Annotated in this window: 21 protein-coding genes; 15 read left to right on the forward strand and 6 right to left on the reverse strand. The window is 75.8% G+C overall.

All coding sequences use genetic code 11. The annotated features are described in order from the left end of the window. Position 1 precedes the first annotated feature (1 nt). The 3 genes from AC07A6_RS21615 to AC07A6_RS21625 are packed head-to-tail and all read right to left on the reverse strand — an operon-like array spanning position 2 to position 2,723. Positions 2–817, reverse strand: a complete 816-nt coding sequence (locus AC07A6_RS21615; protein WP_478778157.1) for a DUF4097 family beta strand repeat-containing protein — start codon at positions 815–817, stop codon at positions 2–4. After that, a complete protein-coding gene (locus AC07A6_RS21620; protein ID WP_362462187.1) occupies positions 814–1,467 on the reverse strand; it encodes a response regulator transcription factor in 654 nt (217 codons plus the stop codon). The genes AC07A6_RS21615 and AC07A6_RS21620 overlap by 4 nt, the downstream gene beginning before the upstream one ends. Beyond that, positions 1,455–2,723 carry a sensor histidine kinase gene (locus AC07A6_RS21625; RefSeq protein ID WP_478778158.1) on the reverse strand — a complete coding sequence of 423 codons (1,269 nt, stop codon included), beginning with the start codon at positions 2,721–2,723 and terminating at the stop codon, positions 1,455–1,457. The genes AC07A6_RS21620 and AC07A6_RS21625 overlap by 13 nt, the downstream gene beginning before the upstream one ends. Positions 2,724–2,900: 177 nt before the next feature. Between AC07A6_RS21625 and AC07A6_RS21630 the strand changes: the two genes are divergently transcribed. Further along, positions 2,901–3,320, forward strand: coding sequence for an LPXTG cell wall anchor domain-containing protein (locus AC07A6_RS21630; protein WP_362462184.1), 420 nt, complete (start codon positions 2,901–2,903; stop codon positions 3,318–3,320). A 50-nt stretch (positions 3,321–3,370) separates the two neighbouring features. On the opposite strand, the gene AC07A6_RS21635 is transcribed toward AC07A6_RS21630, so the two are convergent. Then, positions 3,371–3,781, reverse strand: coding sequence for an organic hydroperoxide resistance protein (locus AC07A6_RS21635; RefSeq protein ID WP_007262362.1), 411 nt, complete (start codon positions 3,779–3,781; stop codon positions 3,371–3,373). A 119-nt stretch (positions 3,782–3,900) separates the two neighbouring features. On the opposite strand from AC07A6_RS21635, the gene AC07A6_RS21640 reads away from it, so the two are divergent. Beyond that, entirely contained in the window at positions 3,901–4,404 is a 504-nt protein-coding gene (locus tag AC07A6_RS21640; protein WP_362462180.1) for a MarR family winged helix-turn-helix transcriptional regulator, read from the forward strand. A 42-nt stretch (positions 4,405–4,446) separates the two neighbouring features. Here the strand turns inward: AC07A6_RS21640 and AC07A6_RS21645 are convergent, their stop codons facing one another. After that, entirely contained in the window at positions 4,447–4,893 is a 447-nt protein-coding gene (locus AC07A6_RS21645; RefSeq protein ID WP_362462177.1) for a MarR family winged helix-turn-helix transcriptional regulator, read from the reverse strand. 137 nt (positions 4,894–5,030) lie between these two features. Between AC07A6_RS21645 and AC07A6_RS21650 the strand changes: the two genes are divergently transcribed. The 10 genes from AC07A6_RS21650 (at position 5,031) to AC07A6_RS21695 (ending at position 24,218) form a co-directional block, all read left to right on the forward strand. Beyond that, positions 5,031–6,533, forward strand: coding sequence for an MFS transporter (locus tag AC07A6_RS21650; RefSeq protein ID WP_362462174.1), 1,503 nt, complete (start codon positions 5,031–5,033; stop codon positions 6,531–6,533). 221 nt (positions 6,534–6,754) lie between these two features. Next, positions 6,755–7,615 (forward strand): DUF4132 domain-containing protein, encoded by an 861-nt coding sequence (locus AC07A6_RS21655; protein WP_386274902.1) that lies wholly within the window; start codon positions 6,755–6,757, stop codon positions 7,613–7,615. Further along, complete coding sequence (locus AC07A6_RS21660; RefSeq protein ID WP_478778159.1) at positions 7,612–12,600, forward strand: DNA-binding protein; 4,989 nt, start codon at positions 7,612–7,614, stop codon at positions 12,598–12,600. The genes AC07A6_RS21655 and AC07A6_RS21660 overlap by 4 nt, the downstream gene beginning before the upstream one ends. 121 nt (positions 12,601–12,721) lie before the next feature. After that, positions 12,722–13,876 carry an ATP-binding protein gene (locus AC07A6_RS21665; RefSeq protein ID WP_478778160.1) on the forward strand — a complete coding sequence of 385 codons (1,155 nt, stop codon included), beginning with the start codon at positions 12,722–12,724 and terminating at the stop codon, positions 13,874–13,876. An 8-nt stretch (positions 13,877–13,884) separates the two neighbouring features. Further along, on the forward strand, positions 13,885–17,511 hold the full coding sequence (locus tag AC07A6_RS21670) for a DUF5682 family protein (RefSeq protein ID WP_478778170.1): 3,627 nt from the start codon (positions 13,885–13,887) through the stop codon (positions 17,509–17,511). Next, positions 17,508–19,529: a hypothetical protein gene (locus AC07A6_RS21675; RefSeq protein WP_478778161.1), complete on the forward strand. Its 2,022-nt coding sequence runs from the start codon at positions 17,508–17,510 to the stop codon at positions 19,527–19,529. Before AC07A6_RS21670 ends, AC07A6_RS21675 begins: the two co-directional genes overlap by 4 nt. A gap of 190 nt (positions 19,530–19,719) precedes the next feature. After that, positions 19,720–20,013, forward strand: coding sequence for a putative quinol monooxygenase (locus tag AC07A6_RS21680; protein WP_478778162.1), 294 nt, complete (start codon positions 19,720–19,722; stop codon positions 20,011–20,013). Between the two features lie 177 nt (positions 20,014–20,190). Continuing rightward, positions 20,191–22,350: an MMPL family transporter gene (locus tag AC07A6_RS21685; protein WP_478778163.1), complete on the forward strand. Its 2,160-nt coding sequence runs from the start codon at positions 20,191–20,193 to the stop codon at positions 22,348–22,350. Between the two features lie 10 nt (positions 22,351–22,360). After that, a complete protein-coding gene (locus tag AC07A6_RS21690; protein ID WP_478778164.1) occupies positions 22,361–23,542 on the forward strand; it encodes a sensor histidine kinase in 1,182 nt (393 codons plus the stop codon). Position 23,543: 1 nt separating this feature from the next. Beyond that, on the forward strand, positions 23,544–24,218 hold the full coding sequence (locus AC07A6_RS21695; RefSeq protein WP_478778165.1) for a response regulator: 675 nt from the start codon (positions 23,544–23,546) through the stop codon (positions 24,216–24,218). A gap of 8 nt (positions 24,219–24,226) precedes the next feature. On the opposite strand, the gene AC07A6_RS21700 is transcribed toward AC07A6_RS21695, so the two are convergent. Beyond that, positions 24,227–24,838, reverse strand: coding sequence for a hypothetical protein (locus tag AC07A6_RS21700; protein WP_478778166.1), 612 nt, complete (start codon positions 24,836–24,838; stop codon positions 24,227–24,229). Positions 24,839–25,041: 203 nt separating this feature from the next. Here AC07A6_RS21700 and AC07A6_RS21705 point away from each other — a divergent pair, with 203 nt between their 5' ends. The 3 genes from AC07A6_RS21705 to AC07A6_RS21715 all read left to right on the forward strand — a co-directional run bounded on the left by AC07A6_RS21705 (position 25,042) and on the right by AC07A6_RS21715 (position 26,582). After that, a complete protein-coding gene (locus AC07A6_RS21705; protein ID WP_478778167.1) occupies positions 25,042–25,803 on the forward strand; it encodes an HNH endonuclease family protein in 762 nt (253 codons plus the stop codon). After that, positions 25,800–26,072, forward strand: a complete 273-nt coding sequence (locus AC07A6_RS21710; protein WP_478778168.1) for a hypothetical protein — start codon at positions 25,800–25,802, stop codon at positions 26,070–26,072. The genes AC07A6_RS21705 and AC07A6_RS21710 overlap by 4 nt, the downstream gene beginning before the upstream one ends. A 102-nt stretch (positions 26,073–26,174) precedes the next feature. Beyond that, positions 26,175–26,582 (forward strand): rodlin, encoded by a 408-nt coding sequence (locus AC07A6_RS21715; RefSeq protein ID WP_362474940.1) that lies wholly within the window; start codon positions 26,175–26,177, stop codon positions 26,580–26,582. Positions 26,583–26,665: the final 83 nt, after the last annotated feature.

Raw genomic sequence — 26,665 nt, forward strand, 5'->3', positions numbered from 1 at the left:
GTCAGGGGCCGTCCGGGCGGTAGGACGCGGTGGCGTGGCCCGCCTCGACCGCGATGTCCAGGGTGCGGGCGGCCGCGGGGTCGTTCAGGGTGTCCACCGCCTCGCAGCGGCCCAGGCCCGCGCGGCAGTTGACGCGGTAGCGGGTGTCCGGGGGCAGGACGAGTTCCAGCCGGCCGGCGCCCGCGCGGGCGGTGACCTGCTCCGGCGGTGCCGCGAAGCGGGCGTCCGCCCGGCCGGCTCCGGCGCGGATGTCGGCCTGCGGGACGGTGAGGCCGGTGGCCCGCAGGGTGCCGTCGCCGACCCGGGCCCGCAGGGGTCCGCGCAGGTCGGCCAGGAGCAGCGTGCCGGCGCCCGTCTCGGCGTCGACCGCGGCGGCCATGCCGCTGACGCTGATCCGGCCCGAGCCGCCGGAGACCTTCAGCGGGACGCCGGCCGGCACGGTCACCGCGAGCCGCACCGAGCAGCCGGCTCCTGCGGCAACGCCGAAGGAGCCGTCCGGGCAGTGCGGGGTGAGCCTGAGGGTGTCGCCGAGCCAGCTCTCCTCGACCTCCGGCTCCTCGAACGACCAGGTGAGCTCGGCCCGGTAGCCGACCTGGGCGTCCCCGCGCGGGGTGACGGACACGTCGGACGGGCCCGCCACCACCTCCACGGCGGTCACCGTCCGGCCGCCGCTGCCGCCGACGGCCGTGCCCCTGCGCACGCCGACGCCGGTCCCCGCCTGCCAGGCGGCCGCCGACACCACCAGGACGGCGCTGAGCGCGGCGGCGGTGTACCAGGCGAGGCGCGGCCCGCTTCCCCCGGCGGCGGAACCGGTCACGGGGTGCCGTCCAGGAAGCGCAGGACGGCGAGGACCCGGCGGTGGGCCTCGGCGGCCGGGGGCAGGTCGAGCTTGGCGAAGATGTTGTTGATGTGCTTGGCGACCGCGCTCTCACTCACGACGAGTCCGGCGGCGATGGCCGCGTTGGAGCGGCCCTCGGCCATCAGGGCGAGGACGTCGCGCTCGCGCGGGGTGAGCCGCTCCAGCGGGTCGGGGCCGCCGCGGCGCAGCAGGAGCTGGGCGACGACCTGCGGGTCGAGGGCGGTGCCGCCGGCCGCGACGCGGCGCAGGGCGTCGATGAACTCCTCGACGTCGGCGACGCGCTGCTTGAGCAGGTAGCCGATGCCGGCGCCGCTGCGGGAGGACAGCAGGTCGGCGGCGTAGCGTTCCTCCACGAACTGGGAGAGCAGCAGCACGGCGGTGCCGGGGTACTGGCTGCGGATCATCAGGGCGGCCCGGACGCCCTCGTCGGTGAACCCGGGCGGCATCCGGACGTCCAGGAGGGCGAGTTCGGGGCGGTGTTCCTCGACGGCGGCCAGCACGCCTTCGGCGTCGCCGGTCTCGGCGGCCACCTCGAATCCGGCCATTTCGAGGACTTTGACAAGACCTATGCGCAGGAGGACGGAGTCCTCCGCGATCACAGCCCGCACGGCAGCTCCACGGTGACGGTGGTCGGGCCCCCGAGGGGGCTGTTGATCAGAATCGTTCCGTCGACCGACCCTACGCGCTTGCGCAGGCCGGTCAGTCCGGTGCCGCCCGCCGGGTCGGCGCCGCCGACGCCGTCGTCGGTGACGACGACGCGCAGCAGGTCGCCCCGGCGGCCGCCGGCGACGCGGCCGACGTGGACCGAACAGCGTTGCGCGCGGGCGTGCTTGGCCACGTTGGCGAGGGCTTCGGAGACGACGAAGTAGGCGACGGCCTCGACGGTGGAGCCGGGCCGCCGGGCGAGGTCCACGGTGAGTTCGACGGGGAGCGGGGCGCGGGCGGCGATGCCGGAGAGCGCGGCGTCCAGGCCGCGGTCCTCCAGTACGGCCGGGTGCAGGCCCCGTACCAGGTTGCCGAGTTCCTCGATGGCCTCCTTCGCCTCGCGGTGGGCCTCGTCGATGACGGCCCGGGCCTCGGGGGGCAGGTCGGTGAGGGTGGCGCGGGCGATGCCGAGGTTCATGGCGAGGGAGACCAGGCGCTGTTGGGCGCCGTCGTGCAGGTCGCGTTCGATGCGGCGGCGTTCGAGGTCGGCCGCGTCGAGTACGCCGGCCCGGCTCTCGGCGAGGTCCTCGACGCGGCGCTCCAGTTCGCGGGCCCGGTTGGGGCCGAGGAGGGCGGCCGCGGCGGTGGCGTCGATCCGGGTGAGGGCCGCCGCCAGCCAGGGCGCGGCGAGCAGGGCGAGCACGCCGAGGCCGGTGATGGCGTCGTACTGGGCCGTCCAGCCCGGGGAGGGGAGTTCGCCGTCGGAGGGGAGCACCCAGTACCAGCCGTAGACGGAGGCCGCGGCGGCGCCGCCGGCCCAGGTGAGGACGAGTGCGGCCGCTCCGGCGGCGGCGAGCGGGCTGACGAGGAGGTGGTAGCCGTACTGGCGCCAGGTCGCCTCGGAGCGCAGCCGTTCGGTGAGGCCGCGTACGGTCGCCCAGCGGTGTTCGTGGACGACGGGCGGCACGTCCAGGCCGAGCAGCGTCCGGAAGCGGCTGCGCTGGAGGAGGGTCAGCAGCGGGCGGAGCGCGAGGACGAGGAGCAGCGGGAGGGCGGTGTGGCCGGGGAGGGCGACGAGGGCGGCGGCGCCGAGCAGCAGGGGCAGGGCGGGCGGGATGGCGGCCGTGGCGAAGGCCGTGTTGCGCCAGGCCCACGCCGACCAGGGGGCGTGCGACGCGATCCAGGTGTACGTACGCCTCAGCGCGCCGGGGGTTGCCATGTCCACAACGGTAATCGGATGGATCACGGGGCGACCACCACCCTGGCATCCGGCCCGGGGTGTACCTGGCACCACCCCCGATCGGGACGGTGGAGCTACTGATCTTCTCCTTGCGGGCCAGCAGAGTTGTGGTGTGCCCGGCGGACGGACCGCCGGACCGGAAGGAGACCCGCAGCCATGGCCGTCATCGCCCCGCAGTTCCAGGCCCGCCCCCGCTCCGGGGCAGTGCGCGGACGCGCGCCGCGGCTGGCGGCGGTGCTGACGGGGGCCGGGCTGGCGCTGCTGCCGTGGATGGTGGTGCTGGCGCGGACGCTGCCGCAGACGGCGGAGGTGTCCAACTGGTCCACCGCCTGGGTCGGCTTCGACGCGCTGCTGGCCGCCGGCCTGACCGGGACGGGGCTGCTGCTGCGCAAGGGCGACCCGCGGGTCGCGGCGGTGGCGGGGGCGACGGCCGCGCTGCTGGTGGCGGACGCCTGGCTCGACGTCACCACCTCGGCCGGCACGGCCGGGCAGGGCGCGGCGGTGCTGATGGCGCTCGCCGCGGAGCTGCCGCTGGCGGTGGCCTGCGCGGTGGTGGCCGCGCGGCGCACCGCCTGACGGGCGGCCGGGTGTGCCGTGCCCGGTTGCTCGATCAATCGATTGATCGATTACTCGATGACGAGCTCGACCGGGATGTTGCCCCGGGTGGCCTTGGAGTAGGGGCAGACCTCGTGGGCCTGCTTGACCAGCAGGGTGCCGGTCTCGCCCTCCAGGTGGGCGGGGAGCTCGACGCGCAGGGTGACGGCGAGGCCGAAGCCGCCGGCGTCCTGGCCGATGGAGGCCTCTGCGGTGACGGACACGTCACCGGTGTCGACCTTCGCCTGCCGGCCGACCAGGCCGAGGGCGCTGGCGAAGCAGGCGGCGTAGCCGGCGGCGAAGAGCTGCTCGGGGTTGGTGCCCTGGCCGTTGCCGCCGAGCGCCGGGGGCATGGCGAGGGGCAGGTCGATCTGGCCGTCGGAGCTGACGGCGCGGCCCTCGCGGCCGTTGGCGGTGGCGACGGCGGTGTACAGCGCGTCCATCGGGAGGTCCTTTCGGAGGGGCGGGGCGGCCGGTGGCCGACCCTCGACCACAAATAGAGCACACAATTCAGTTGTGCACAACTCAATGGCTCGCAAGTCGGCTCCGGTACACTGGCCGCATGACCGAGCAGCCCGCCGACATCCTCCGCGAACCCCTTCGCGACGAGGACTTCCTCCGCCTCGACGGACAGATCTGCTTCGCGCTGGGCGCCGCGAACCGCGCCTTCGGGGGCCTCTACCGGGTCGTCCTGAAGGACCTGGGGCTGACCTACCCCCAGTACCTGGTGATGCTGGTGCTCTGGGAGCACGGCACGATGCCGGTCAAGCAGCTCGGACAGCACCTGCGGCTCGACTCGGGCACGCTCTCGCCGCTGCTCAAGCGGCTGGAGGCGGCCGGCCTGATCCGGCGCGAGCGCAGCACCGAGGACGAGCGCTCGGTGCACGCGGTGCTCACCGAGGAGGGCTCGGCCCTGCGCGTGCGGGCCGTGGAGGTGCCGCGCCGGATCGCGCGGGCGACCGGCTTCGAGCTGGCCGAGATCCGCGAGCTCCAGCAGCACCTGGGCCGCCTCACGGCCGCCCTGGACGCCGCCGTCGAGTCGGCCGAGGCCGCTCCCCGCGACTGACGGCCGGAACTACGGCCGACCGGGACCGGCCGCCGGCCGGGTTCAGGAGGCGGCTTCGCGCTCCATGGCGGGGCGCAGCCGCTCCAGCAGGGCGTAGAGGGTCGCGCCCTCCGCCGCGTCCAGCACGTCCAGCGCCCCGTGGGTGGCCTGCATCTCCTCGCGCACCCGGCGCATCACGTCGCGGCCCTCGTCGGTCGCCACGACGTTCTTGACCCGGCGGTCGCGCGGCTCGGGCTCGCGCCGCACCAGCCCGCGCGCCTGGAGCCGGTCCACGATCCCGGTGACGTTCGAGGCGTCGCAGGCCAGCAGGGCCGCGAGGCCGCGCATCGGCACGGGCCCGTCCAGCTGGGCGAGGACCTTGGCCTGCGTGGAGGTGAGCCCGTGGCGGGCCGCCGCGGCGGCGAAGTCGCGCCACTGGGCCGTGCCGATGGCCGCGAGGAGTTCCAGCAGTTCCAGCTTGGTGGGACGGTGCGGTGCGGTGGTGCTCATGGGCCGGGAGCCTAACCGAGGATCGTTGACATTATCAACCTTTTACTTGACCACCTTAACCATCTCTGGCTACCTTCGTCGAAGTACTTGATGACATAAAACATCTGCGTCCTGAAGCATTGAGAAGGTCCACCGCCATGAGCTCCGCCGCATCCGCCCCCGCCGAAGCGAGGAAGGGCAACGAGACGGTCATCGTCTTCGCCCTGAGCCTCGCCGCCATGGTCGTGTCGATGATGCAGACCCTGCCCGTACCGATCCTGGGCCTGATCCGCACCGACCTCGGCACCTCCACCGCCAACGTGAGCTGGGTGACCACCGCCACCCTGCTCTCCGCCGCCGTCTTCACCCCGCTGCTCGGCCGCTTCGGCGACCAGCACGGCAAGAAGCCCACCCTGGTGGCCGTCCTCGGCGTGATGGTGGCGGGTTCCGTGGTGGCCGCGCTGGCGACCTCCCTGCCCCTGCTGATCCTGGGCCGGGTGCTCCAGGGCGCCGCGACCGCGATCTTCCCGCTGGCGCTGTCCGTGCTGCGCGAGGAGGTCCGGCCGCAGAAGCTGCCGGGCGCGATGGCGCTGGTCAGCGGCACGCTCGCGTTCGGCAGCGGCCTGGCGCTGGTCGCCACCGGCCTGCTGACCTCCGGCGAGGGCGCCGACTACCGCAACGCCTTCTGGATGGCGACCGGCTTCGCCGTCGTGGCCCTGCTCGCCGTGCTGTTCCTGGTCCCCGCCACCCGGCACAAGACCGGCGGGCGCACCGACTTCCTCGGCGCGCTGACCCTCGGCATCGCCCTGCTGCTGCTCCTGCTGCCCATCTCCCAGGGCCACGAGTGGGGCTGGTCCTCCGCCCGCACCCTGGGCAGCTTCGCCGGCGCCGCCGTGATGACGGCCGTCTGGGTCCTGGTCGAGCGCAAGGTCGCCGAGCCGCTCGTCGACATGAAGATGTTCGTCCACCGCCCGGTGCTCATGGCCAACCTGGCCGGCATCCTCGTCGGCTTCGGCATGTTCGCGAACTTCCTGGGCGTCTCCTACCTCGTCCAGATGCCCGAGAAGCTCACCGGCTACGGCTTCGACGCGTCCATCCTGCGCGCCTCCGTCCAGTTCCTGCTGCCCGGCGCGATCGTCTCGCTGCTCGCCTCCCCCGTCGGCGGCCAGCTGGTGCGCCACCGCGGACCCCGCCTCGCGCTCACCGTGGCCGCCGCGCTCGGCGCCGCCGGCTTCGGCTGGCTGGCGCTCGACCACGGCCACACCTTCTCGGTGATCGGCGCCGGCCTCGTCGTCGGCGCGGCCGTCAGCTTCGGCTACGCCGCCATGCCCGCGGTGATCATGTCGAGCGTCCCGCACCACCAGAGCGGCATCGCCAACGGCATCAACTCCATCTCCCGCTCCACTGGCAGCGCGATCGGCAGCGCCATCGTCACCACGATCCTGGCGTCGAAGACCGTCGAGCACCTGCCCCAGGGCGTCCCGCCGCTGCCCGCCGAGTCCGGATTCACCCTCACCTTCTGGATCGGGGCCGTCGCCTTCGCCCTCGTCGCGCTGATCAGCTGGCTCGGACTGCGTTCCGGCCACGGTCCGCGCGTGGTCCGGTCCGCCTCCGCGGAGGCCGCGCCGTCGAAGGCCGCGGAGCCCGCCGAGGCGGTCTGACCCGCCGGCGCGGCCTGACCCGCCGTCAAGCCGTTTGCCCGACGCCCCCGGTCCCCACGGACCGGGGGCGTCGGCGTATCCGGGACCCTCACCCGGAGCCCTCCCCTCCACGTTGTCAGTGGGGGTCGCTAGTCTCCCCGCATACCGCAGCTCGACGGGCGTTCGCGCCTTCTCCCGGGCTGCGCAAGACCGTTTTCGGACAGGCGGAGGGGCGCGCACTGATGGGCTGGCTGGCGTTGGACGAGGGGTACGAGATCTCCCTCGTGGAGGGGAAGGTCGCGGTACGGCGGCCCGGGGGACGGCAGTTGAAGGCACTGCCGAAGGCGCTGCGCGACCACCCCGAGGTGGACCGGCTGCGACGGCTCGCCGAGTGGCTGGAGCGGCACGAGGCGGCCTGCGCGGCCCAGGTGGACACCTGGATGGTGTCCTCGCTGCCGGTGCCGACCGGACTCCTCGCCCGGGTCTGGCCCGACGGGGCCTGGCAGGCCGCGCTGCGCGACCTCGCGGTGGTCCCCGACGACGACCCCGACGAGGTGGGCTTCCTGCGCGACGCCACCCCCGACGGCGAGCTGAAGGTGGTCAACCTCGACGGCGAGACCGTACGCCTCTCCCCGCGCACGGTGACCCTGCCGCACCCGGTGCTGCTGCCCGACCTGGACGACGTACGGGAGTTCGCGGCCGAGCTGGACATCACCCAGCGGGTCGAGCAGATCCACCGGCCCACCTGGGAGAAGCCCGCGGACCTCGAGCCGGCCGCGACCGAGGTGCGCGACTACGCGGGCGGGGTGTTCCCCACCCGGTTCGGCCTCGCGGCCCGCGCCACGGGCCTCGGCTACCGGGTCTCCGGCGGCTACGCCACCTGCAAGGTGCGCGACTCCGGCCGGGCCGTGGAGGCGGCCGTGTGGATCGGCGAGCCCTACTGGGACGACGAGACCAGCACCGGGGCGCTGAACTGGCACGACGAGGACGGCCGGGCGGTACGCCTCGGCGAGGTCGGACCGGTGGCCTGGTCCGAGGGCATGCGGATGGCCGCGGCGCTGTACGCCGGGCGCAGGATCGAACAGGGCGGGGACGAAGCGTGAGCACCACCGACACCAACGGCACCACGGGCACCAACGGCACCACGGGCACGGCCGGTCACACCGCCGACCACGCCGACGCCGCCGCCGAACTGCTGGCGGCGGGTGCCGTCCTGCCCGTCGGCACCGCCGGGGCGGGCGCCTCGGCCGTCCCCCTCACCGCGCGGGCGTACCGCCACCCGGCCCTCGGGGACGGGCGCGTCGTGGTCCGCCTCGCCGCGGCCGAGCTCGGCGCCGCCGAGGACCTCGCCGCCGGCTTCCTGGGCCTCGTACCGGACGGCGAGCCGCAGGTGGTCGGCCTCGGCCGGCGCCAGGCGCTCGGCTTCCCGGAGTGGGTGCTGGTGCACCACCCCGAGGACGGACACCACGCGCTGGCCGTGGTCCCCGAACTGGACCGGCTGGCCCGGCAGGCCAAGACCAAGCCCAAGGCCGCCCTCGACGCCTGCACCGAACTGGCCGACCGGCTCGCCGCCGCCGTCCCGCACTTCCTGCCCGTCTTCTACGAGCAGGCCGCGCGCGTCTTCCTCGCCGTCGAGAACACCACCTACGCGGCGCAGCTGTTCGGCCGTGCCCGCACCAGCGAGGCCCGCTACGGCCTGGCCGTCGACGAGGACCGGCTCGACGCCGTCTTCCTGGAATTCGCCCTGGCCGGCGCCCTGCCGGTGAAGGTGCTCACCGGCTACGGCAAGGAGCTGGCCCAGCGGGTCTCCCCCGCCGAGGCCTTCGAGCGCTTCCGGCGCCTGTGCGTACGCCGCACCGCGGGCGGGCTCGCCCCCTCCGCGCAGGCCGCCGTCGAGCTCCGCCGGCTGGCCCGCGCGGCCGGGCTGACCGGCAGCGTGCCCGAGCAGGAGTACCTCGCCGAACTGCTGCCGCTGCCCGCCACCCTGCGCGCCGCGGCCGGCTGGTGGAAGGCCCACCGCACGGCCCTCGTCGCCCTCGCCAAGCGCGAGCCCGCCGTACGCGGCACCCTCCTCGGCATCACCCCCTCCGGCGGCGGCGACGCCGGGGAACTGGCCGCCCTGTGGCTGGAGGTGCTGGAGGAGTCCGGCGCCACCGCCGGGCTGGCGGACCCCGGCCGGCCGGCCGAGGAGCGCCCCGCCGACGGCACCGCGGGCTGGCTGGAGCGCTTCCACACCGCCCGGCACACCGGCTGGGGCACCCCGCCGCCGCTGCCCGCGCTGCTCCCGCTGGTCGACCGCTGCGCCGGCGTGCTGCGCACCGAACTCGCCGAGCCTGGGCGGGAGGAGGGCCTGCGCCTCGGCCCCCAGGACGTGGACCTGCTCGACCTGCTGCTCTCGTACGGGCTGACCGTGGCCGCCCCCGGGTCCAACGAGGTGCTGGGCCTGGACGGCTGGGCCCGTTCGGCGGAGCGGCGCGACCTGCGGGCGCTGTGCGCGGACGAGCGGATGCGTCCCGCGTTCCTCCGCACCCTGGACCGCTTCAACACCCACATGTCGGGCGACCGCGGGACCGTGCGGCTCCTCGCCGAGGCGCCCGGCAGCGCCCCGCTGGTGGCCGAGTGGGTCCGCCGGGTGGCCGGCGAGTCCACGGCCGCGGCGCTGCCGGAGCTGCCGGAGGCGCTGCGCCGGCTCACCTGGCTGCCGTCCGAGGCCCTGGCGCTGGCCCCCGAGGAGGTGTCCCGGGCCGCCTCCGCCGACCTGGGCGAGATCCTGGCCCGCACCCTTCGGGGCGGCCTGTTCGAGGAACTGGTCTGGCCGGCCTGGGAGGCCGCCGTCACCGAGCTGTCGCCCGGCCGCGGCCGCACCCGGCTGACCGTGATGGACGCCTGGCCGTACGTCATCGTCGCCAACTCCACTCAGGTCCGGGTCATCGACGCCGACTCCACCGTGCTCACCCACGACCTGCGGATCCCGCCGGGCGACCGCTACAACCACGGCTTCCACTACACCGACGGCGACCTGCTCGTCTTCTGGGCCTCCTACGACGGCCCGGTCCAGGGCTACTGGCTCAGCGCCCCCGACGACGTCCTCACCCTGGACTCCTCGGCCAACTACTGGTCGGTGCGCTCCGAGCACGTCAGCCTGGCCCTGCCCGGCGGCGGCCGCACCACCGGCGGCGGCGCCCCGCTGCACGCGGGCGACAGCAGGCTGCCCGCCGAGCAGGCCGTCATCACCGACGGCACCTCGTACTGGGTGTGGGACCAGGGCGGCCGCCCCGGCGACTGGGGCTGGGCCGAGTACGACCCGGCCACGGGCGCGGTCGGGCGGCGCTCCCTGCCGGGCTTCCTCGCCGACGCCCTGGAGGGCCACCCGGCCGGCAGCGTCCTGAACGACCACGTCGGCCAGAACTGGCTGCGGCCGACGCCCGCCGTCGAGGGCTCCGTGCTGGGCGCGCCCGTCGACGGGCTGCTCGGCTGGCGGGTGGTGTACCGGCGCGGAGAGGGCTGGCACGGCTCCGACAACACCGGACGCGCCGTCACCGTCCGCGAGGGCGGCCCCCTGCCGCGCGCCGCGGTCGCCTTCCCCGGCGACGACCGGCCGCGCGCCGTCTCCCAGGACTGGCGGACCCTGGCCCTGACCGACCCCGAGGGCGCCGTCACCTGCCGGGTCACCTCCGACCACAACGGCGGCCTCTACTGGACCGGCCACACCGAACTCCCGAAGCTCGCCTACTGGTACTGCCTGCGGCCCCGCGACCCCGAGGGCTCGGCGGTGCTGCGCGCCATGGACGGGCGCGCCGCCGGGGCCCTGCTGGCGGCAGGCGCGCAGGCCGAGAAGCGCACGGACCTGCCGGCGCTCGTCGCCGCGGCCCTGCCCGGCGTCACCGCGCCCGCGCTGCTCGGCGGCGTGGTCGACACCCTCCGCTCGGCGCTGACCCAGCGCAAGGCCCTGGCGAAGGTGGCGGAGGCGCTGAAGCCGGGCCCCGAGCGGCCGAAGGACCCGGTCCGGAAGGGCCCGGCCGACCAGCTCCTCGACCGTGCGCTGCACGGGCTGACCGGCACCCCGTACCACCGCCACTTCGGCGGGGACGCCGACGGGACGTACCGCCTCCTGCGCTCCCTGGCGGCGGGTGTCTCCTTCACCGCGGCCGAGGCGGTGCCGGGCCTGCTGCACGTGGACACCCCGAAGATCGCCCATTCCTCCTTCCCCTGGGCCGGACTGTTCCTGGACGCCCCCGCCGCGGTCGCCTACCGCGCGGTCGTCACCGGGGAGACCACCGAGGAGGAGCGGGCGGCACTGCTGAAGCTGCTCGCCGAGGTGGACGCCCTGGGCCTGGCATCGGCCGCGGCGTCGGCCGAGCGGTGGCGGCGCGTCCGGGTGCGGATCGACACCGCCCACCTGCTGGGGGCCGACGGCCGTGAGCGCGGCCGGGGCGGCCGGCACCGCGCCGTGCTCCCGCTCGGCGGCGGCGCCCTGCTCGCCCTCAACGAGCAGACCCTGGAGTTCCCGAAGACCCGCGAGTTCGACGCGCTGCTGCACGACCCGGCGGGCGCCTTCGCCGTGCCCGCCCCCTACACCCTGTCCGGAACGGCCGAAACGGCCGGCGACCCCGGGCGCGGCGCGGACTGGGCCGCCGCCTTCCTGAAGGAGGCGGCCGAGCGCGGCCCGGCTCCCTGGTTCCCGGCGGCCGCCGAGGAGTTCGCGCAGCTCACCGGGGTCTCCTCCGCCGTGGCCCGGATGGTCCTCGCGGGCCTGCCGTACCTGGACTCGTGGGAGCGCTCCTTCCTTCCCGCCGGGCTGCGCGACACCCTCCGGCTGAAGGCCGGCGACGCCGTGAACGCCCGCGACGACCTGAAGGAGCTCGGCGTGGAGGTCCGGCGCGCCCTGGTGGCGGCGCTGCTGCCCGCCGACCCGGCGCGGCTGTGGACCGACGGCCCGGACGCGGCCGCCGCCGCGCGGGTGTGGAACGAGCGCGTGGGCCGTCGTACGCCCGTGCCCGAGTGGCTCCTCGCCGAGGCCGTCAAGGACGTCCGCGGCGGCTGGGCCCCGCACCGGGCACTGCCCGCGCTGCTCGACGCGGCGTCCTCCGAGGTGCTGACCACCGATGTCGCGTGGACGGTCAAGGGCGACCACGTGGAGCCCGCCGTCCCCGTGGACCGGCCCTTCGACGCGGAAGTGCTGACCGGGGCCGCCGCCCTGACGGCCTGGCTCGCGCACCGGCTGCCCGCCGGAGACCCGGTACGGGCGAGCCTGCCGCCCGCGCTCACCGCGCTGCGCCAGCGCCTGGCCGCGCCCGGACTGCTGCTGACCGTCGGGCACTACGTCCGGCTGCCCGACTTCCGCAAGGCGGCCGGCGCCCCCACCGAGACCGGCGAGGGCTACGAGCGGTACGGCGCGGTGGTGCTGGCCACGCACGACACGCAGCCCCGGCCCGCGGTGCGCCCCGCGCTGCTGGACTCGACCGGCTCCGACCCGTACCTGCCGCTGCTGCGCGGCACCGAACAGCAGCCCTCGGGAGCCGAGACGGCGCTGCGCCTGGTCCAGGACCCGGCGTTCGCCGCACTGCTCGCCGACCCGGGGGCGCCCGTCGCGGGCGGCCTCGGCAAGGAGGGCACCTGGTGGCCGCAGGACCCGTCGCGCAGCGTGCCCGAGCTGGTGGCGGAGGTGTCCGGGGCGTACGGGCTGGGCGCCGACGCGGCCGCGCTGTACCTGGCGCTGCTGGCGATGCCCGACCCCACCGACCGCAACACGGCGCGGTGGACGGGCTGGAAGCCGGCCCGGATGAAGGCGGCCCGCACCGAACTGGCCGCCACCGACCTGGTGGTGGCGGCCGCCCGCTCCCGGGCCGGGCGCTCCCTATTCCTGCCCGGCGGCTGGTCCGAGCCCGGAGCGCCGGTCCTGCCGGTCGAGACGTGGAAGCTGCCGATGTACGCCCTGGCGGCGGGCGGCCGTCCGGCGCTCGGCGTGCTGGTGCCCGCCGAGCCGGCCGCGGAGCTGTACCGCCGGGCCTGGGCGCGGGTCCGCGAGGGCGACGTACCGCGCTTCGAGGAGCTGAAGGTGAAGCGGACCGGCGCCCGCCGGCGCTGATCCGCGGCTGCCTCCGGCGGACGGAACCGGTGGCGGGGCGCGGCAGCGGCCGCCGCGCCCCCACCGGGCCCCGCCCGCTCCTTCTTCCGTACTTCTGACAAGCCAGAGGACCTGAGAACTGATGACCGTCACCGAACAGTCCGCCCCCGCCCGGCAGGCGATGCCCGCCGAGGAGCGGTACGCCGCCGAACTCGCCTTCCTCGCCGCCCAGGACAGCGGCCCCCGCCCGCCCGGCTGGGCGCTCACACCGCGCGCGGTGGTGACCTTCGTGTGCGGCAGCGCGGGCGAGGAACTGGCCCTGCCGCGGCGCCGTGCCGGACTCCCGTCGAAGCTGGTGATCGCCCCGAAGTTCGTCGGCGAACGCGCCCTGGTGGAACGCTGCGTGGTCACCCTGGCCGGGGAGCGCGGGCTGCTCCTCACCGGTGAGCCGGGCACCGCCAAGTCGATGCTGTCCGAGCTGCTGTCGGCCGCCGTGTGCGGCACCAGCGAGCTCACCGTCCAGGGCACCGCCGGCACCACCGAGGACGCCTTCCGCTACGGCTGGAACTACGCGCTGCTGCTCGCCCAGGGCCCCACCCCGCAGGCCCTGGTCGACTCCCCCGTGCTCTCCGCGATGCGGACGGGCCGGGTGGCGCGGGTCGAGGAGATCACCCGCTGCCTGCCGGAGGTGCAGGACGCGCTGGTGTCGATCCTGTCCGACCGGCGGGTCAGCGTGCCCGAACTGACCGCCACCGAGGACGCGGTGGTGTCGGCCGTCCCCGGTTTCACCGTCATCGCCACCGCCAACCTGCGTGACCGGGGCGTCTCGGAGATGTCCGCAGCCCTCAAGCGGCGCTTCAACTTCGAGACCGTCGGCCCGATCGCCGACCCGGACGCCGAGGCCTCGCTGATCCGGCGGCAGGCCGTCGCCGCCGTCGAGCGCGCCGGCGCCGCCTTCGGGGTCGACGACTCCGTCCTCGACGCGCTCGTCACCGTCTTCCGGGACCTGCGTTCGGGGCGCAGCGCCGAGGGCTGGGACGTGGAGCGGCCCGGCACGGTCATGTCCACCGCCGAGGCCGTCCAGGTGGCGGCCTCCCTGGGGGTGTCCGCCGCGTACCTGCCGGGCGGTGACGTGCTGGACCTGCTGCCGGGGCACCTGCTGGGCGTGGTGCGCAAGGACGACCCCGCCGACCACGGGCGGCTGCTGGGCTACTGGGACGGCCCGGTCCGCCGCCGCGCCGAGGACGGCTCGGCGACCTGGCGCCGGCTGTGGGACCTGCGCGGGAGCCTGCGTTGACGGAGTTGATGCTCACCGCCGAACCGCGGGCGGCGGTGGAGGAGCTGGCCGCCTGCCGCGAGCCGTACCTGCTGGGGGTGCGCCACCACAGTCCCGCGCTGGCCGCGGTGGTGCCCGCGCTGCTGGACGCGGCGGACCCGGAGGTCGTCTGCGTGGAGCTGCCGGCCGAGTTCCGGCCGTGGCTGCCCCACCTGGCCGACCCGGAAACCGTGGCGCCGGTGGCCCTGGCGGGCCTGGGGGACGGAGGCCGCCTCGCCTTCTACCCGTTCGCGGACTTCTCCCCCGAGCTGGCGGCGATCCGCTGGGCGTACGGGCGCGGTGTGGAGGTCGTCTGCTGCGACCTGCCGCTGTCCGACCGGGGCTGGACGCCGGAGGGCGTGCCGGCCGTCCCCGGCCCGCCGGGGGGCCGGTCCTACGCGGGCGCGCTCGCCGCGTCGGGGACCGGGCGCGAGGGCGACGACCTGTGGGACCGGGCCGTCGAGGTCCTGGCCCCCGGCTGCTCCCCCGAGGCCGTACGCCGCGCCGCGCTCGGCGTCGGCTGGGCGCTGCGGGCCGACGCGGGCGCGGTGGCGGCGGTGGACCTGGCGCGGGAGGCCCACATGCGGGGCGTGCTCGCGCGGTTCACCGGCCGCCGGGTCGCCGCCGTGATCGGCGCCTTCCACGCCCCGGCGCTCACCGCGGGCGCGGCGGGCGCGGACGGTGGGGCTCCGGCGGCCTCCGTGCCCGGTGCCGACGCCGGGGGCGTTCCCGGTGCCCTTACTGGGGCCGGGTCCGGGAAGGGCACCGGGACCCAGGCCGGGTCCCGCGCCGGGGCTGAGCCCGAGACCCAGGCCGTTCCCAGTGCCGAGGCCAAGGCCGGGGCCGACTCCGGGGGCGTCGTCACGTCGTTCGTGGCGTATTCGTACGACCTGCTCGACTCGCGCTCCGGCTACCCCGCCGGAATCCGGGACCCGCTGTGGCAGCAGGCCGTCCTCGAGGCCGGCGGGGATCCCGGCCGGCTGCGGGAGGCGGCCGCGGCCGCCCTCACCCGGCTGTGCCGGGAGCTGCGCCGCGCCGGGCACACGGCGGGCACCGGGGAGGCGGCCGAGGCACTGCGGCTGGCCTGCGACCTGGCGGCGCTGCGGGGGCTTCCCGCACCCGGCCGGGGCGAGCTGCTGGAGGCCGTCACCACGGTGTTCGGGCAGGGCGAACCCCTGGGCCGGGGGCGGGCGCTGGCCCGCGCCCTGGAGGCGGTGTTCGTCGGCACGGGCCGCGGCCGGACCACCCCGCACGCCCCGCGCTCCGGGCTCGGCCCCTCCGTGGAGGCGGAGCTGGCCGCGGTGCGGCTGCCCTGTCCCGGGGATCCGGAGCCGCGCGAGGTCCGCCTGGACCCGCTGCGCTCCGAGCTCGACGGGCGCCGGGAGGTGCTGCTGCGGCGGCTGCTGGTCTGCGGGGCCTCCTACGGGGAGCCCCTGGGCACGGCCGCGACCGGTGACGGCAGCGCCCTGGGGAGCAAGTGGCGGCTGGCCTGGACCCCGGCCGTCCCGGCCCGCCTCGACCTGGCGGGGGTCCGCGGCGTGAGCGCCGCCCAGGCGGCCGCCGGGACGCTGCGCGACACCGCGCGCCGCCAGGCGGCCGAAGGCGGCCCGACGGCGGCCCAGGTGCTGGCCGGGCTCGACGCGGCCGCGCGCTGCGACCTGCCCGAACTGGTCGGCGTACGACTGGAGGAGATGGCGGCCGTACTGCCGGACACCGCCACCGTGCCGGAACTCCTGGAGGCCGCCGATCTGCTGGAGGGGCTGCGCCGCGGCCACCTGCCCGGCGCCGGGGACGCGGCGCGGGCCGCCGCCGGGGAGCTCGCCGGCGAGCTGCTCGACGCGGCGCTGCGGTCGCTGCCCGGGCTCGCCGGCAGCGACGACCCCGCCGACGCGGGCGCCCTGGTGGCCCTCGCCGACCGGGCCGCCGCCCGTCGGCTGAGGCTGCGCATGGACGCCGCCCTCACCGAACTCGCGGCCGGCGCGGGCCCCTTGATGCGCGGGGCGGCCCTGGCCGTACGGGTGCTGCTCGACCTGGACCCGGCGGACGAGCTCGGCTCCCGCACCGCCGCCTGGGTGGACGGGGCGGCCACCCCCGACGGGCGGCGCGCGCTGGCCCGCCGCCTCACCGGCCTGCTCACCGCCGCCGGGCCGCTGCTGGGCGCCTCCCCGGCCGCCCTCACCCCACTGCTGGACCGGGTGGACTCGCTGGCCGACGCGGCGTTCCTGGAGCGGCTGCCCGCGCTGCGCGCCGGGTTCGACGTGCTGACGCCGGCCGCGCGGGAGCGGCTGCTCGACACCGTCACCGAGCGGCTCGGCGACCGCGTCGACCTGTCGCTGGACGCGCCGCCCGCGCTGCTCGCCCTGTGGGCCGCCGCCGACGCGGCCGGGCTGGCCGCGCTGAAGGAACTGCCGCTGCCCGGTGGCCCGCCGGACGCGGCCGGCGTGCCGGTGCCCGCCGGCGCGGCGGCGCCCGCGCCGGACGCCCGGCCGGTCGATGACCGGCGGCTGGCGCCCGCCGACCGGTGGCGGCTGCTGCTGGGCCGCCAGCGCGACCGGCTCCCGGCGGGCGCGCGGCCCTACGCCCGCGCGCTGGACGAGCTGTACGGCGCCGGGCGCGGGGAGGGCTCCGCGGACGTGGGCCGGCCCGGCTCCGGCGGCGGGGACGAGGCCTCCTTCCCGACGGCCCGGGAGTGGTCGGCGGAACTGGAGTCCCTGTTCGGCGCCGACGTGCGCGAGGAGGTGCTCGCCGACGCGGCCGGGGCGGGCCGCACCGATGTGCTGGCCCAGCTCGACCCGGCGGCGGTACGCCCCTCCGTGGAGCTGCTGACCTCGGTGCTCTCGCTGGCCGGCGGCATGTCCGAGGCCCATCTGGCCCGGCTGCGGCCGCTGGTGCGGCGGCTCGTGGACGAGCTGGCCAGGGAGCTGGCCACCCGGCTGCGCCCGGCCCTGTCGGGCGTGGCCACCCCGCGCCCGACCCGCCGGCCGGGCGGCCCGCTGGACCTGGCGCGCACCCTGCGGGCCAACCTGGCGCACACGCGGCGCCTCGACGACGGCCGGGTGGTGGTGGTCCCGGAGCGTCCGGTGTTCAGCACGCGGACGTCGAAGGAGGCGGACTGGCGGCTGATCCTGGTGGTGGACGTCTCCGGGTCGATGGAGGCGTCCGTGGTCTGGTCGGCGCTGACGGCGGCGGTGCTGGGCGGGGTACCGACCCTGTCCACGCACTTCCTCGCCTTCTCCACCCAGGTCGTGGACCTCAGCGGCCGTGTCGACGACCCCCTCTCGCTGCTGCTGGAGGTCCGGGTCGGCGGCGGTACGCACATCGCCGCGGGCCTGGCGCACGCCCGGAGCCTGATCACGGTGCCGAGCCGCACGCTGGTCGTCGTTGTCAGCGACTTCGAGGAGGGCGCACCCCTCGGGGGCCTGCTCGCCGAGGTGCGGGCGCTGGCGGCGTCCGGGGCCCATCTGCTGGGCTGCGCCGCGCTCGACGACTCGGGCACGCCCCGCTACTCGGTGCCGGTGGCGCGGCAACTCGTCGCCGCCGGAATGCCGGTGGCGGCGCTCAGCCCTCTCGCCCTCGCCCGCTGGGTGGGCGACCGACTCCGTGGGGAGCCCCGATGAGCAGTGCGCTGTTGCCGCCCGTCACCGCCGAGGTGGTCGCGGACGCGGTGGAGAACCTGAGCGCCCGGCTGCGCAAGAAGCTGGACGCCGCGATCGCGGGCTGCCCGGAGGGTGCCGGCGCGGACGGGGCGGTCGTGTTCCGCTTCGGCGAGGACGCGGTGGTCACCCTGCGGCCGGGGCCGTCGGGGGCGGTCACGGAAGCCGGACAGGCCGTCTGCGGTTGCCTGCTGGCGCCGCGCTGCCTGCACCGGGCGGCGGTCCTGGGGGCCGCGCCGCTGGCCGAGCCCGAGCCCCTGGCCGGGGAAGGACCCGGTGAACGGGACGGGGCCGGACCGGAGTCGGGCACGCGGCCCGAAGCAGACGCTCCCACACCGGCAACGGGGCCGGCAACGGCCCCGGGCTCCGCGCCGGACGCCGCCGCCCCGACGGCCGGGACCGGTGGCGGAGGCGGAGCCGGGGCCGGAGCCCGGACCGGAGTCGGAGACGGAGCCAGTGACGGGACCGGGAGCGGGATCGCGGCCGGAGCCAATGCCGGTGCCGGTGCCGGGACCAGTGCCGGAGCCAATGCCGGGGCCGGCCATGCCGGGGATGCGGGCCGGGACGCCGCCGCCCCGCCGACGCCGGCCCAGGTGCGGGCCGGGGCCGCGCTGTGGGCCGTGTCGGCCGAGGCCCTGGCCGCGGGGGTCGTCGCCGGGGGCGCGGTGGTGCAGGCCGAACTGCTGCGCGCCGCGCACACCGCACGGCTCGCCGGGCTGCCGCGCGCGGAGGCCGCCGCGCTGCGGGTGGTACGGGGTCTGCGGGCCGCGCGGGAGCGCCGGGCCGGCCAGCGGCTCGCCGACCTGGCCGCCGCCTTCTCGGAACTGCTGCGCACCGCCGCGCTGCTGGCGTCCGGGACGGGCGGTCCCGGGCTGACCGGCGGGGGCCGGCGCGCCTACGAGGCCGGGGGCGGCCTGCGCGTCCACGGCCTGTGCCGGGAGCCCGTGCTGACCGCGACCGGCTACGGCGGCGTGGTCACCCACCTGCTCGGTGCGGACGGCGCCCGCTACACCCTGTCGGACGTCCGGCCCGGCGGGCTCGCCCGTGCCCGGGGCGCGGGGGCGGCGTCCGTGGCCCTGGGCGGAGCCGCCCTCGACCATGCGGGGCTGGCGCGCGGGGGGCTGCGCATCACCGGGGCGACGGTCTCCGCCGACGGGCGGCTCGGTGCCGGGCGCGGGGTCCGGGCGGTGCCGGCGCCGGGAGCGGCCTGGGACGAGGAGCCGCTGGCCGCGCTGTTCGCCCGGCCGGCGGCCGAGGCCGTACGGGAGCTGCTGGCGCGGGACGCCGAACCGGGCCTGCTGGGCTGCGACGTCCAGGTGGTCGGCGCGGCCGGGGAGCACCTGCTGGTGCGGGAGGCGCGCGCGGACGCGCCGCTGCTGCGGCTGCGCCCGGCGCATCCGCACCCGGAGCTGGCGCACACCGCCAACCTGCGCCGCCTGGCCGGGCATCCGGGGCTGGCGGTGCGCGTGCTGGGCCGCCCCGACCCGGACCGGGCCGCCACCCTGAGCCCGCTCGCGGTGGGGCCGGTGCCCGGGGCGGAGTACACGCTGCGGCTGCCGCCGGAGTGGCGCGACCGGGCCGACCTGGGCTACGACCGGCTCCAGGGCAGCCACTTCCCGGACGGCGGCTCCCCCTCCGGGTTGGCGGCCGACGGGGGGCCGGTTCCGGACGCGGTGGCCGACTCCCCGCTGTGGCGGGTGCGCCGGCTGCTGGAGACGGGCGTGGCGGGCGGCCGCCGGGCGGTGGCGGAGACCGGCCGGGGTCCGGAGCCCCTCTCCGCGTACGGACCGCTGCGCCGGGCCGGGTTCGCGGCCGCGGCCGACCTGGCCGGCGCGCTCGTGGCGGAGGCCGGCCGCCGCCCCCGCGACGCCTTCGGCCGGCTCACCGAAGCCTCGTCGGAGGGCTACGCCTGGGCCTGGCTGGCGGCATCGGCCCACCTGGAGGCAGCCCACCGCTCACTGGTGGCCGCCTCCTGGGCCTAGGGGGGTGTCCGCAAAGCCGCTCCCCCCAGCTACCGCTGGGAGGGGCCCCCAGGTGCCGTGCGCCGGCGCCATGGTCATGAACTGCCGCCCGGAACCGGCGGTGTTGACGCGGGGGGAGGCGCGTTGCGGGGTGCGGGGTACGAACATAGACTCGCGCATCCCGGAAGCACATGTCGAGAAGGAGCGCACCATGCCCAAGGTCACCGCGATCGCCCTGCTCAAGGCGGCCCCTGGTGCCGAGGACAAGGTTCGCGAGCAGGCGCTGTCCCTGGTCGCGCCGTCGCGGGCCGAGCCGGGCAACATCAGCTACCAGGCGTATGTCCACCCCGAGGACCCGAGTGCGTGGCTGGTGTTCGAGGAGTGGGAGGACCAGTCCGCGTTCGAGGCACACCTGTCGAGCCCGCACCTGACCGAGGCGCTCGCGGCGGGTCCGGGACTGCTGGTGGGCCCTCCGGCCGAGCACGTGTTCACCGCCGGCGAGTGACCCGCACCGTGCCCCTCCTGTTGGAGCAGGGGCACGGGCCCGCCCGGGGCCGGGTACGCACCCGCGCCCCACGCGGTCCGGATCGTGCGGGCCCGCCCCGTGTCCACCGACCGGTGGACACGGGGTTCCACCGGGCGGGGCTGCCGGGGCGGCACCCCCGCCGACGAGCATCGGGGCATGAGAAATCGCCCGCTACGCATCGCCCGTTGGAGCGCCCGGCACCCGTGGAGCGCGATCACGGGGTGGTTCCTGTTCGTCGTTCTGTGCCTCGGTGCCGGCATGGCCGCCGGAAGCAACGCGGCCACCACCGAGGACTTCCGGGTCGGGGAGGCGGGGCACGCCGAGTCGATGGCGACCGAAGGCGGTCTCCAGCGCCGGCCCACCGAGCACGTCCTGATCCGCGCGAAGTCCGGTCCGCTGGACGCCGGGGCGGCCGGTGCCGCGGTGCGCGAGCTCACCGACCGGCTGTCCGGGCTGCCCGGGGTGGACACCGTGGCGGCGCCGGTCCGCTCGCGGGACGGCACCGCCCTGCGGGTGAGCGTGGTCCTCAAGGGCGCCGAGCTGGACGGCAGGAAGAACGTCCCCCCGCTCCTCGAGCAGACCGCGGCGGTCGCGGCGGGCCACCCGGACCTGGTCGTCGAGGAGACCGGATCGCCCTCCATCAGCAAGGGCGTCAACGACCAGCGCGGCGAGGACCTCGCCCTCTCGGAACGCATCACCCTGCCCGTCACGCTCGTCGTCCTGCTGCTCGTCTTCGGGTCGGTGGTCATGGCCGGCGTGCCGCTGCTGCTGGCGCTCTCCTCGATCGCCGCCGCCGTGGGACTGGCCATGGTGGCCTCCCACCTGCTGCCCGACCCCGGGGTCGGGACGAACATGATCGTGCTCATCGGCCTGGCCGTGGGCGTCGACTACACGCTCTTCTACCTGAAACGGGAACGCGAGGAACGGGCCCGTGCCGAAGGCCGGCTCGGCCCCGAGGCGCTGGTGGACCTGGCGGGGGCCACCGCCGGGCGGGCCATCGTGGTCTCCGGTCTCGCGGTGATCGTCTCCACCGCCACGCTCTACCTGGCCACGGACGTCATCTTCTCCTCCCTGGCGACGGGCACCATCCTGGTCGTCGCGGTCGCCGTCGCCAGCTCGCTGACCGCCCTCCCCGCGCTTCTGGTGACGATCGGCCGGCGTACCGAGCGGCGTGCCGCCAGGGCCGCCGCCCGCCGGGCCGCCCGGGGCGAGCCGGTCCGCACGAAGCCGGCCCGGCCGGAGAACGGCAGGGTGTTCAGCGCCCTGCTGCGCCCGGCGCGCAGGCGTCCCGCGGCCACCCTGTGCGTGTCCGTGCTGCTCATGCTCGCCGCGGCGGCGCCCGCGCTCGGGATGAAGCTCATCGACCCGGGCAAGGACACCTTCTCCCGCGGCATCCCGGCCATGCAGGTCTACGACCGGCTGACCGAGCGGTTCCCGGAACTCCTGGTCAGGCACGAGGTCGTCACCCGCTCCGCCCCCGACCGGGCCCCGCAGGTGCGGCAGGCGCTGCTGGAACTGGCCCGGCGGGCCCAGGCGGACCCGCTCTTCGACCGCGGCCCCGGGCCTGCGGTGCGCACGTCGGCCGACGGCCGGATCAGCGTGCTCGAACTGGCGGTCCCGCACCCCGCGCCCTCCGCCGCGGCCGTCGAGTCGCTCGGCCGTCTCCGCACGGTGTACCTGCCCGCCACGGCCGGCGCGCTGCCCGGTGTGGAGGCCGCGGTGAGCGGTGACGTGGCCCGCGGCCAGGACTACGTGCGGCACGAGAGCGGCAAACTGCCGCTGGTCGTCGGGTTCCTCCTGCTGCTGACCTTCGTGACGAGCGCGTGGGCCTTCCGCTCCGTGGTGATCGCGCTGATCGGGGTCCTCCTCAACCTGCTGTCCGCCGCCGCCGCGCTCGGCGCGCTGGTCCTGGTGTTCCAGGGGACCTGGGCGGAGGGCCTGCTGGACTTCGACTCCCTGGGCGCGATCGCGTCGCGCGTACCGCTCTTCCTGTTCGTGATCCTCTTCGGACTGTCCATGGACTACCAGGTGTTCGTCGTCAGCCGGATCAAGGAGGCGGTGGACGGCGGGATGACGGCCCGGGCCGCCGTGCTGGAAGGCATCGGCCGGTCGGCGAAGGTGGTGACGAGCGCGGCCGCGGTGATGGTCACGGTGTTCGCGGCCTTCGTCTTCCTCCACCTGACCGAGATGAAGCAGATGGGCTTATGCCTGGCGGTCGCGGTCCTGCTGGACGCCGTGGTCATCAGGATGATGATCCTGCCCTCGGCCCTGCTGCTCCTCGGCGAACGGGCCTGGTGGCCCCGGCGTGGCGCGTAGTCTGACGATCATGCTGCAACGACCTCGGCGCGGTGACCCGTTCTGGATCTGGGCGCTCCACGGGTGGGAGGGGCTGTCCTGGGCGCTCATCGCCCTGGTCACGCTGATCACCCTGGTGGGGGATGCTCCCCCGATGACGAGTTACGGGATGCCGGCCCTGGTGGGCGTCCTCGCCCTCGGTTACGCGCTCGTGCGCTTCCGGCCCGGCAACCCCGTGCTCCGCCCGTACGGCTACCTGTGGCTCCTGGTGGCGGTGCTCGGAGGCCTCTCCTACGTCGGCGACGGCATGGGGGTCTTCTACACCGTGACGCTCGCGCAGTTCGTCGTCTTCGCGGACACCCTCGGGGCCGCGGTCCTCTCCACCGGCCTCGGCGCGGTGGCGATCACCGTCGGCGGCACCCTGCGGGAGGGCTGGAGCGCCGAGGTCCTGACCACCAACGCCATCTCCTCCCTGGCGGTGTTCGCGGTGGGCGTCCTGATCTCGGCGGTGACCCCGCGGGCCCTGGCGCTGCGCGACGAACGGGCCCGGCTGAGGGCGGACTTGAAGACGGCTCAGCAGGAGCTGGTCGAGGCGTACCAGCGGCAGGGAGCCGCCGAGGAGCGCGAGCGCCTCGCCCGGGAGATCCACGACACCCTGGCCCAGGGCTTCGCCTCCATCGTCGTGCTGGCCGAGGCGGCGCGGTCCGCGCTCGCCGCGGACCCCGCCAGAAGTGCCCAGCAGCTCCGGTCCATCGAGCAGACCGCCCGGGAGAACCTGGCCGAGGCCCGCGTCCTCGTCGGCGCGGCCCCCCGCAGCGGCGTCGCCGCGGGATCGGTCGCGACGATGCTGCGCCGCACGCTGGACCGGTTCGCCGAGGACACCGGGCTGACCGTCACGGCGGAGCTGGCGGACATCGCGTGCGACCAGCCGACGCGGGTCGCCCTGCTGCGGTGCACCCAGGAGTCGCTGGCCAACGTCCGCAAGCACGCGGGCGCCTCCACGGTGGGCGTGGTCCTGACGCGCCACCAGGACGGTGTGGAACTGGAGATCACCGATGACGGCCGCGGATTCGTGGTCGAGGAGTCCCACGGCTTCGGTCTCGACGGGATGCGGGGGCGCCTGGCCGAATTCGGCGGCGATCTCACGGTCACCAGCTCGGTCGGCGACGGCACCCGGGTCCTCGCCGTGATCCCCATGAACGGTCAGGTGTGACATGACGACTGTGCCCACGACGAAGACCACGCCGCAGGGCCGCCGGCTGCGCGTCGTCCTGGCCGACGACCATACGGTGATGCGCGCCGGACTCGTCGCGCTGCTGGCCTCCGAGCCCACCGTCGACGTCGTCGGCGAGGCGGCGGACGGCCGCGAGGCCGTGGGCCTCGTGGAACGGCTCGACCCGGACCTGGCGCTCCTCGATCTGCGGATGCCGGTGCTGGACGGAGTGGGTGCGACGTCGGAGATCGTCGGCGGCGGCGCGCGGACCCGGGTCCTGATCCTGACGACGTACGACACCGACGCGGACATCGAGCGCGCGGTGGAGGCGGGGGCGACCGGCTATCTCCTCAAGGACGCCACCCGCGACCAACTCGTCGAGGCCATCCACGCGGCCGCCCGGGGGGAGACCGTCCTCGCCCCGCGCGTCGCGCAACGACTCGTGGCCAGGATGCGCCGGCCGGTCCCGGTGGCGCTGACGGCGCGCGAGACCGAGGTGCTGGGCGCGGTCGCCGACGGGCTGTCGAACGCGGAGATCGGCCGGCGCCTGTTCATCGGAGAGGCCACGGTGAAGACCCATCTCCTGCGGATATTCGCGAAGCTCGACGTCAGCGACCGCACGCGAGCCGTTGTCGTGGCGATGGACAGCGGACTGCTCCCGGGCCGTACGGGCTGAAGCACGGGCTAGCGGATGCACTCGACGGGGAGGGTCACTCGGACGGTGCCGCCCTTCCCCGGCTGCGGGAAGTCCGGGTACTGCACGACGATCCAGAAGCGCTGGAGACGTCCCGTGAAGGTCCCCCGCACCCGCACGGTCCTGGTGCCGCCCGGGGACACCACCCCGGCGGCCGGCTCGATCACCACTCCGCGCGGGACGTTGCCGTCGGTGTACCGTGCCGCGCCGGGGTGGTAGTCGAGGGCGACGGCCTCCCAGCGGGCCGGCGCGTGGTCCGCGGACAGCGTCAGCTCGATGTCCAGGGCGGAGCAGGCGGCGCGGATCACACCGGTCTTGTAGTCCACGAGCGGCCGTGTCCGGTCCACCCGGACGTGCCCGGTGTTCTTGTCCTCGGGGGCCGGTGTCGGGGAGCCCGGAGCCGTCGGCCGGGGCGAGGGCGTGGGGGACGGCGTGCGCGTCGGTTTGGCGGTCCCTCCGCCGCCGCCCGTCGGTTTCGCGTCAGCCGACGGCTTCGGCCGTCCGCCGTCCCCGCCGCCGTCGTCCTCGTCGCAGGAGGATCCGGTCACCGCCAGGACGAGCACCGCCGCCACGGCCGCCGCTCGCACACCACGCCGCATCATGTCGCCTCCGACACGTCCGCAGGGTCTGACTCCAGCCACGGGGTAGCGTCCCGCGGACCGGTGATCGACTCAACAAGTGGCGTGAATCGTTGTCCGGTTGTTCCTGATCCGCTCATGGATGGGGGACCGGTGCGTGGTTGGATGTCCGGTTATGGGTAGTCTTCCCGGGTCAGTTCGCGAAGCGTCTCGTCCGGGGTGGGGTCATGAATCGTCACACAGGTGTACGCGGCGGGGTGGTGGCCGTCGCGCTGCTGCTCGGCGTGAGCGCATGCGGCGGAACGGGGAACTCCGGGGACGGCAAACCGGCGGGGAAACCGTCCGGCACCAGCCCCTCCGCGCAGGCCTCCGCCCCCGCGCCCTCCCCGTCGGCAGCCCCGTCGGCGGGTGACGCCAAGCCCGCCTCCGGGGACGTGCTGCCCGGGATGGTCGGCGCGGCCGTCGCCCGGACCCAGCTCGCCTCGCTGGCCACGGGCAAGCCCGGCACGATGGCCGGGTACAGCCGGGACAAGTTCACCCACTGGGCCGAGCAGGGCAACAAGTGCGACACCCGCGAGACGGTCCTGCGGCGCGACGGGGCGGACGTCACCCAGGACTCCGAGTGCCGCGCCGTGTCGGGCAGCTGGAAGAGCCTGTACGACGGCGTCGCCGTCAACGAGGCCTCGAAGCTGGACATCGACCACATGGTGCCGCTGGCCGAGGCCTGGCGCTCCGGCGCCGCCGGGTGGGACGCGGCGAAGCGCAAGGCCTTCGCCAACGACCTGACGCGGCCGCAGCTGCTGGCCGTCTCGGCCGCGTCCAACCGGTCCAAGGGCGACCAGAGCCCCGACCTGTGGCAGCCGCCGGACAAGACGAGCTGGTGCCAGTACGGGCGGGCATGGACCACCGTGAAGTCCCACTACGGCCTGACCGTCACCGAAGCCGAAAGGGCCATGCTCACCACCATGATCGACACCTGCGCCTCATGACCGCTCACCGGCAGTGGCAGGACGAGGTCCTCGCGGGCCCCGGCGGCGCCATGACCGACGAGGTCGGCGTCATCACGGGCCCGCTCACACTGCGCACCACCGCAGGGGCGGACGGCAAGGTCCGCTTCGACATCCAGTACACGGACGCGGACGAGTGGTACACGCTCACCGGCAGTCCCGTGGCCCACGGCGACCCCGGCGCCCTCCACGCGGCCGCCCTGCGCGCGGTCCGGGCCGGCGGCGGCGCCCTGGCACCGGCGGCCGTGTGATCCGTTGGGCCGCCCGGGTGACGGGCGATAACCCATGGGCCGGTGGACAGTTGGGCAGGTCGTCCCGCCGGGGACAGCACATGCGACAGAAGGATCCTCACGATGCTCAAGAAGTTCATGGCCACCGCCGCCGTCACCGCCTCCATCATGGGGACGGGCGCCCTCGCGGCATCCCCGGCGATGGCGATCGGCAATGACAACGGGATCAACACGGTCAACGGCAACAACGCCGACCAGATCTACGGCAACCAGGAGACCTCGGGCAAGATGAGCCCGCAGCTCTCCGCGATCCAGGGCTCGCTGAACAAGCTCTGTGTCGGCCTGCCCGCCAAGGTCAACCTCCAGTCGATCCTGCTGATCAACGTGGGCGTCCAGGACATCCCGATCGCCTCCAACCCGCAGAACCAGCAGTGCACCGAGAACTCCACCCAGGCCAAGGGCGACGAGACGCTCTCGCACCTCGTGGAGAACATCCCGGTCCTGTCCGGCAACGTCTCGGCCGGCAGCTGACCCAGCGGCCCCGGGGGGGGGGGGGGGGGGGGGGGGGGGGGCGAGGCTCTACTGTTCGGGGGATACGGGGGGGGGGGTGGTGC

The organism is Streptomyces sp. NPDC044002 (genome assembly GCF_056434525.1).

Coding starts and splice junctions, on each gene's coding strand:
- AC07A6_RS21715 (WP_362474940.1), top strand. CDS start 26,175: ATGCTCAAGAAGTTCATGGCCACCGCCGCCGTCACCGCCTCCATCATG.
- AC07A6_RS21645 (WP_362462177.1), bottom strand. CDS start 4,893: ATGAGCACCACCGCACCGCACCGTCCCACCAAGCTGGAACTGCTGGAA.
- AC07A6_RS21625 (WP_478778158.1), bottom strand. CDS start 2,723: ATGGCAACCCCCGGCGCGCTGAGGCGTACGTACACCTGGATCGCGTCG.
- AC07A6_RS21670 (WP_478778170.1), top strand. CDS start 13,885: ATGCTCACCGCCGAACCGCGGGCGGCGGTGGAGGAGCTGGCCGCCTGC.
- AC07A6_RS21710 (WP_478778168.1), top strand. CDS start 25,800: ATGACCGCTCACCGGCAGTGGCAGGACGAGGTCCTCGCGGGCCCCGGC.
- AC07A6_RS21695 (WP_478778165.1), top strand. CDS start 23,544: ATGACGACTGTGCCCACGACGAAGACCACGCCGCAGGGCCGCCGGCTG.
- AC07A6_RS21705 (WP_478778167.1), top strand. CDS start 25,042: ATGAATCGTCACACAGGTGTACGCGGCGGGGTGGTGGCCGTCGCGCTG.
- AC07A6_RS21665 (WP_478778160.1), top strand. CDS start 12,722: ATGACCGTCACCGAACAGTCCGCCCCCGCCCGGCAGGCGATGCCCGCC.
- AC07A6_RS21690 (WP_478778164.1), top strand. CDS start 22,361: ATGCTGCAACGACCTCGGCGCGGTGACCCGTTCTGGATCTGGGCGCTC.
- AC07A6_RS21700 (WP_478778166.1), bottom strand. CDS start 24,838: ATGATGCGGCGTGGTGTGCGAGCGGCGGCCGTGGCGGCGGTGCTCGTC.
- AC07A6_RS21655 (WP_386274902.1), top strand. CDS start 6,755: ATGGGCTGGCTGGCGTTGGACGAGGGGTACGAGATCTCCCTCGTGGAG.
- AC07A6_RS21680 (WP_478778162.1), top strand. CDS start 19,720: ATGCCCAAGGTCACCGCGATCGCCCTGCTCAAGGCGGCCCCTGGTGCC.
- AC07A6_RS21675 (WP_478778161.1), top strand. CDS start 17,508: ATGAGCAGTGCGCTGTTGCCGCCCGTCACCGCCGAGGTGGTCGCGGAC.
- AC07A6_RS21630 (WP_362462184.1), top strand. CDS start 2,901: ATGGCCGTCATCGCCCCGCAGTTCCAGGCCCGCCCCCGCTCCGGGGCA.
- AC07A6_RS21635 (WP_007262362.1), bottom strand. CDS start 3,781: ATGGACGCGCTGTACACCGCCGTCGCCACCGCCAACGGCCGCGAGGGC.
- AC07A6_RS21650 (WP_362462174.1), top strand. CDS start 5,031: ATGAGCTCCGCCGCATCCGCCCCCGCCGAAGCGAGGAAGGGCAACGAG.
- AC07A6_RS21685 (WP_478778163.1), top strand. CDS start 20,191: ATGAGAAATCGCCCGCTACGCATCGCCCGTTGGAGCGCCCGGCACCCG.
- AC07A6_RS21640 (WP_362462180.1), top strand. CDS start 3,901: ATGACCGAGCAGCCCGCCGACATCCTCCGCGAACCCCTTCGCGACGAG.